General features: G+C 62.0%; 5 protein-coding genes. 1 reads left to right on the forward strand and 4 read right to left on the reverse strand.

What is annotated here, in order from left to right:
* The 4 genes from C4301_RS07745 to C4301_RS07760 form a co-directional block, all read right to left on the reverse strand.
* Window positions 1-892: thiolase family protein (locus C4301_RS07745; RefSeq protein WP_352414524.1), on the reverse strand; the 892-nt coding region annotated here is incomplete at its 3' end.
* Between the two features lie 74 nt (window positions 893-966).
* A complete protein-coding gene (locus C4301_RS07750; protein WP_352414525.1) occupies window positions 967-1779 on the reverse strand; it encodes a carbohydrate ABC transporter permease in 813 nt (270 codons plus the stop codon).
* Window positions 1776-2885, reverse strand: coding sequence for a carbohydrate ABC transporter permease (locus C4301_RS07755; protein WP_352414526.1), 1110 nt, complete (start codon window positions 2883-2885; stop codon window positions 1776-1778). The genes C4301_RS07750 and C4301_RS07755 overlap by 4 nt, the downstream gene beginning before the upstream one ends.
* A gap of 40 nt (window positions 2886-2925) precedes the next feature.
* On the reverse strand, window positions 2926-4161 hold the full coding sequence (locus C4301_RS07760) for an ABC transporter substrate-binding protein (RefSeq protein ID WP_352414527.1): 1236 nt from the start codon (window positions 4159-4161) through the stop codon (window positions 2926-2928).
* Between the two features lie 338 nt (window positions 4162-4499).
* Here C4301_RS07760 and C4301_RS07765 point away from each other — a divergent pair.
* Window positions 4500-6080: PAS domain-containing protein (locus C4301_RS07765; protein ID WP_352414528.1), on the forward strand; the 1581-nt coding region annotated here is incomplete at its 3' end.

The raw sequence follows: 6080 nt of genomic DNA on the forward strand, positions 1-6080 counted from the left end.
GGCCGATGCCCATGATCCTGGGCGGGACCCCGGCCACGGCCACGGACCGGACCCGGGCCAAAGGCCGGAGGCCGTGGGCCTTGGCGTACTCGTCCGAGACGAGGAGCACCGCCGCCGCCCCGTCGTTGAGCGAACTGGAATTCCCCGCCGTGACCGTTCCCCCCTCCCGGAAGACGGGCTTTAAGGCGGCGAGACGTTCCAAGGAGGTGTCCCGCCTCGGCCCCTCATCCACCTCCACCAGGGCCTCCTCCCTTCCTCTTCGGACAAGGACGGGAACCACCTCCGCCTTGAACCGCCCCTCGTCCCAGGCCCGTAGGGCCTTCTGATGGGAGAGGAGGGCGAAACGGTCCTGCTCCTCGCGGGGGATCCGGTACCGCTCGGCCAGGTTCTCCGCCGTCTCCCCCATGCTCTCCGTGCCGTAGAGGGCCTGCATTCTTGGGTTCACGAACCGCCAGCCCAAGGTGGTGTCGTACATGACCAGGTTCCCGGTGGGGAAGCCCCGCTCCGGCTTGGGGACGGCGTAGGGGGCACGGGACATGGACTCCACCCCGCTTCCCACGTAGACCTGCCCCTCCCTGGCCCAGATCGCCCGGGCGGCCTGGGCCACCGCCTCGAGGCCGCTCCCACAGAGCCGGTTGACCGTGCACCCCCCTACCTCCACGGGAAAGCCCGCCAAAAGAAGGGCCATCCGGGCGACGTTCCGGTTGTCCTCCCCCGCCTGGTTGGCGCACCCCGCGTAGACGTCCTCCACCTCCGCCTTGGGGACACCGCTTCGCTCCATCAGCTTCTCCAGGGCATGGGCTAGAAGGTCGTCCGGCCGGACGGAGGAGAGGGCCCCCCCGTGCCGCCCGATGGGTGTCCTGACCGCGTCTATGATCCAGGCCTCCGGCATGGTTTTTCCTCCCCGGTCCTACCGACCGTTTGGTAAGAGCTTAGGCCCGCCCGCCTCGAGCCGTCAAGGGTCGGCTATCCTTTGACCGAGCCCGCCAGAAGCCCCCTTAGGAAATACCGCCCAAGGAAGATGTAGACCAAAAGGGTGGGCAAGGCGGCGATCAGAGCCCCCGCCATGGGCAGGTTCCACTTTACGGCCTCCCCTCCCGCGAGCTGGGCTAGGGCCACGGTGATGGGTTGGCTTTCGGGCCGGGTCAAGGTAACAGCGAACAGGAATTCATTCCAGATCTGCGTGAACTGCCAGATGGCCACCACCACGAACCCCGGGATGGAAAGGGGCAGGAGGATGTGCCGGTAAATGCCGAAGAAGCCTGCCCCGTCTATCCGGGCCGCTTCCACCAGCTCGTCGGGGATCTCCGCGTAGTAGTTGCGGAAGATGAGGGTAGTGATGGGGATCCCGTAGATGACATGGACCAGGATAAGCCCCAGCAGGGTGCCGTAGAGCCCCACGGACTTGATGAACTGGAAGAGCGGGATCAGGATGCTTTGGTAGGGGATAAACATCCCGAAGAGGAGAAGGGCAAAGATAAGGCCTGATCCCTTGAAAGGCCATTTGGCGAAGACATACCCATTGATGGAGCCGAGGAACGCGGAAAGAAGGGTGGCCGATACGGCTAGGATCATGCTGTTTTGGAACTTAGGACGAAAGGCTTCCCAGGCTTGTCGGAAGCTGTCCCAATTCCAGGGGTTTGGCAGGTGCCACACCGTGTCCAGGGTGATTTTTGAGGGCTCTTTAAAGGCGGTTAAGAGGACCAAGTAGACGGGTAGCAAGAAAAAAGCCGTGGCTAGAAGGAGGAAGGCATAAAGCACAAGCCGTTCCGGCTTCACCGCCTTACCTCCGTCCTCAGCTGCCTATAAAGATAAGGCACCACCACCAGGGCCACCAGCAAAAGAAGGATTGCCCCGATGGCTGCCCCCTTGGCGAACTGGTTGCCCCTGAAGGCCAAGAGGTACATGTAGATGGCGGGCACGTCCGTGGGGGAGTAGTCCAGCCCCGCCATGGCGAAAATGAGGTCAAAGATCTTGAGGCTGATGTGGCCCAAGACGATCATTGCAGAGAGGGTAATGGGGGCAAGCCAGGGAAGGATGATGCGCCGGTAAATCTGGGCCTCGGTGGCTCCATCTACCCGGGCGGCCTCGAGGAGCTCCACGGGGATGCCCCTAAGCCCCGCGAGGTAGAGGGCCATGGTGTAGCCCGAGATCTGCCAGACCGCGGCCAGGATCACCCCCAAGAGGGCCAGGCTGAACCCGTGGGGCTCGGGGTAGGGGAGGAGCTGGACCTTCGGCCCAAGGAAGACTGCCCAGAAGACGAGGAGACCCCCACTCAAGGAGGCCCAGAAGGCCCGCCTCCCTTCTCCTCCCTTGTAGGCGGAAAAGGCCAGAAGAAGCAGGATGCCACCTACCACCAAGGCGGTGTAGAGGGGCAGGTGGTTCCAGTCAAACCTGAAGGCCTGGTCCCGGCTGGTGAGCCAGGGAAACGAGAGAGGTGGAAGGCCGACCAGGGTAGGCAGAACGTTAATTCCCCCTTTAGGCTGGAGCATCCATCGCCAGATCGTCCCAGTGACGATGAAGGAGAGGGCCATGGGAAAGAGAAAGACGGTGCGGAAGAACCCCTCCCCCTTGGGGGAGCGATCCAGGGCAATGGCCAGCGCGAGGCCCAGACCCAAGGAGCCCGCCATGAAGAACAAGGTGAAAAAGATGTTGTTGACCAGGCTCTGGCGGAAGCGGGTGTCTACATAGCCTGTAAAGAGATCCTTGTAGTTGTCCAGACCGATGAGGCGGATCGTTGGCTTCAAGGCCAGGGCCTGGCTGGGATCCTTGCCCCAGTCGGTAAGGGAGACATAGATGGTTTGACCAATGAACCCATAAACGAAGATCCCCACCAGGACCAGGGAGGGGAGGAGGACCAAAAAGGCGAGGAAGCGTTCTCTCATACTAAAAAGGGGGGACCCAAGGTCCCCCCAGGTCTTTAGTCTACCGGCCGATGCCCACCTGGCTGGCGATGGCCTGGGCAGCATTGGCCGCCGCCTTGGCGTTTTTGCCCTGGAGGTAGATTTCCATTACCGTTCCGAACTGGCTCATGAAGCTTTCTGGAGCCACGGCCCCGTGGACCAAGGAGCCCACGATCCGGTTCATCTTCCAGTCCTTCATGGCTGACTGACCGTAGGCGTTGTATTTCCTGGGGTCGGAGTCCAGCCGGGCCGCGATGGAGCCCTTTAAGGGGTTAAAGGTGTCTTGGCCCTCGAGGGAGCCCACCAAGCGGAGCCAATTAATGGTGTTTTGCCTGTTCTTCGCCCCTTTAGGAAGCCCAAAGGAATCGGAAAGCATCATGAAGACACCTTGCGTGCCAGGTGAGGGGGCCCAGCCGAAGCCCTCGCCGGGCTTGAGTTTCAGTGTGGTGGACATGTACCCCGCCGCCCAGTCACCCATGATGTTGAAGGCGGCCTGGCCCTGAACCACCCGGTCCACCGCCTGCTGCCAAGAAAGCCCTGCAGCGTCCTTATTGGCACACTCCAGCACCTTGCCGAAGACCTCCCAGACCTGGACAGCCTTGGGGTCGTTGAACTTCAGTTTTCCGCTCCAGAGGCTGTTCCACCCCTCCGCCCCCAGGAGGCCCAGGGCCACGGATTCCCAAAGGTGCTGCTGGGTCCAGTTCTCGCCTAAGGCCAGGGGGGCCTCAAGACCCTTCTGCTTCAAGGCCTGGCAGGTTTTGAGGAACTCATCCCAGGTCTTGGGCGGGGCCACCCCCCATTTCTTCAGATTCTCCGGGATGTACCACATCACGTTAGACCGGTGGATATTCACCGGAACGCTCCAGACCCCACCCTTGTAGGAAAGGAGGTCAATCAGTCCTTTTGGGAACTTGGTGAGCCAGCCTTCCTGACGGAAAAGTCCGGAAAGGTCCTCCATCCGGTCGGCCACCACCCAGGTTCCGATGAGTTCCTGGCCTGCGTGGACCTGGAAGGTGTCCGGGGGGTCTCCCCCCAGCATTCGGGTTTTCAAGACGGCCTTGGCGTTCACCCCTGCCCCCCCGGTCACGGTGGCGTTGATGACCTCCACGTTCGGGTACTTCTGCTTATAGAGCTTGATTAGGGCCTCGAGGGCCGGCCCCTCATCTCCCGCCCACCAGGAGAAGATCTCCAGTTTCCCTGTCTGGGCCAGGGCAGGCAAGCCCAGGGCCACCCCCAACCACAGGAGCCACTTTCTCATACTTCCTCCTTTCCCCTATCGGGGTCAGCCTTAGCTTATCAGCGCTTTCGCTTTTCCGTCAATCTGCCGCTGTTTGGGCGTCGTTTTGGCGAAAAGACCCGGGTGGGGGGCGGAATGTCCCCGGTTTCCTGACGCTTTAGATGCCCCTAGCGCTTTGGAAGGCCTGGCTGGGCTCAGGCGTGGGAGGGGTTAGCGGGATGTAGGGCTTGGCCGGCTTTGGGCGGGGCGGTGGCTTCGTGGTCGATTGCTGGCGGAGATGTTTTTAACTTGCGTTTTAATCGTGAAAGTTTTCACTTAACTGGCAACCTCCGCACCTCATGGTGTTGTAAACTGGTTTCGTGCCCCGAATCCTCTGGATTGTAGGAGATCCGAAGGAGGTTGTCTCGGTTTCCACCCTCGAGGCCCTTCAAGAGACCCTAACCTCAGGGGAGACCCCTCCGTTCGATCTGGTCCTTGTCCACACCTGGCCCAACGACCGGGAAGGCCTTCTTGCCCTTTTGAAGGAGCACCTTCCCGGGATACCCGTCTACGAGGTGGGCCCTTTCGGGTATTCCGGAGAGCTCTTCCGCGCCCTGGTGGAAAATGCCTCCGATATCACCTACGTCATCGACGAAGAGGGAGGCATACGCTTTGCGAGTCCAAACGTGGCCCGGGTTCTGGGGTACGACCCCCAAGACCACAAACGGGCGGTTATCCGGGTTTTGGACTTCATCCACCCCGAGGACCGGGCCTATGCCGAGGCGGCCTTGGAGGACCTTATCCGGCACCCCGGGGTGACCCGGGTCTACCAGGGCCGCATCCTGGATGCCTGGGGCCGGGTGCGGCGGGTCCGGGTCTGGGGCCGGAACCTCCTTCAGGACCCCGTCGTCCGGGGCATCGTTTTGAACGTCCGGGATGAGACGGAAGAAAGCGAGCTTAAAGAGCGGCTCGAGGCGGAGCGGGCCCTTCTAAAGGGCGTTTTGGAATCGCTGCCTGGCGCGGTCTACCAGATCCAGATCCCCCCCGGAGCGGACGAAAAGGCCGTGCTTTCCGGCCAGCTGGTCTACCTGGCCCCCCAGGTGAAGGAGGTCTTCGGGTATCCGCCGGAGGCGTTTCTAAACGACCCGGCTTTTTTCTTTGACCACCTTCATCCCGAGGACCGTCCAAGGGTAGAGGCCAGCCTCCTTGCGGCCTACCGGAACCCCGGTCAGGCGCAGGCGGTCACCTATCGCTTCCAGCACGGAGCGAAAAGGGATTGGTCCTGGTTCCGGAACACCATGGTCTACACCCCCGAGGCCGACCTTTCGGCGTTCGATCCGCAAGGCAACCTCACGGTCTACGCCTACGACGTGACCCAGGAGGTGGCAAGGGAGGAGGCCTTTCACTTCCTCTTCCAGGCCCACCCCCTACCCATGTGGGTGTACGACCTGGAGACCCTGCGGTTTCTGGAGGTGAACGAGACGGCAACCCAGGCCTACGGGTACACCCGGGAGGAGTTCCTCTCCATGACGATCTTGGACATCCGGCCGGAAGGGGAGAGGGAGAGGCTTCTGGAAAACCTACGAGACCCACGCCCCACTCTCAAGCGTTCAGGCCCCTGGGTGCACCGCCTGAAAGACGGCCGGGAGATCCTGGTGGAGGTCCACTCCCACACTCTGGGATACCAGGGGAGGCCCGCCGTGCTGGTGGTAGCCCTGGACGTAACGGAAAGGGTCCGGGCGGAAAGGACCCTTAGGGAGTCGGAGGGGCTTTTTCGTACCCTGACAGCCACCGCCCCCGCCCTCATCGTTCTTTGGCAGGACGAACGGTTGAGATTCGTCAACGATACGGTCCTGGCCCTTACCGGGTATACGCCGGAAGAAGTTCAGAATAGACTGGTTTGGGACTTCGTCCACCCCCAGGACCGCGAACTCGTGAAGAGGTGGGGGCTGGCCCGCCTC

Origin of the sequence: Thermus sp., assembly GCF_040290245.1 — a bacterium.
In the GTDB taxonomy this organism is placed as follows: Bacteria; Deinococcota; Deinococci; order Deinococcales; family Thermaceae; genus Thermus_A.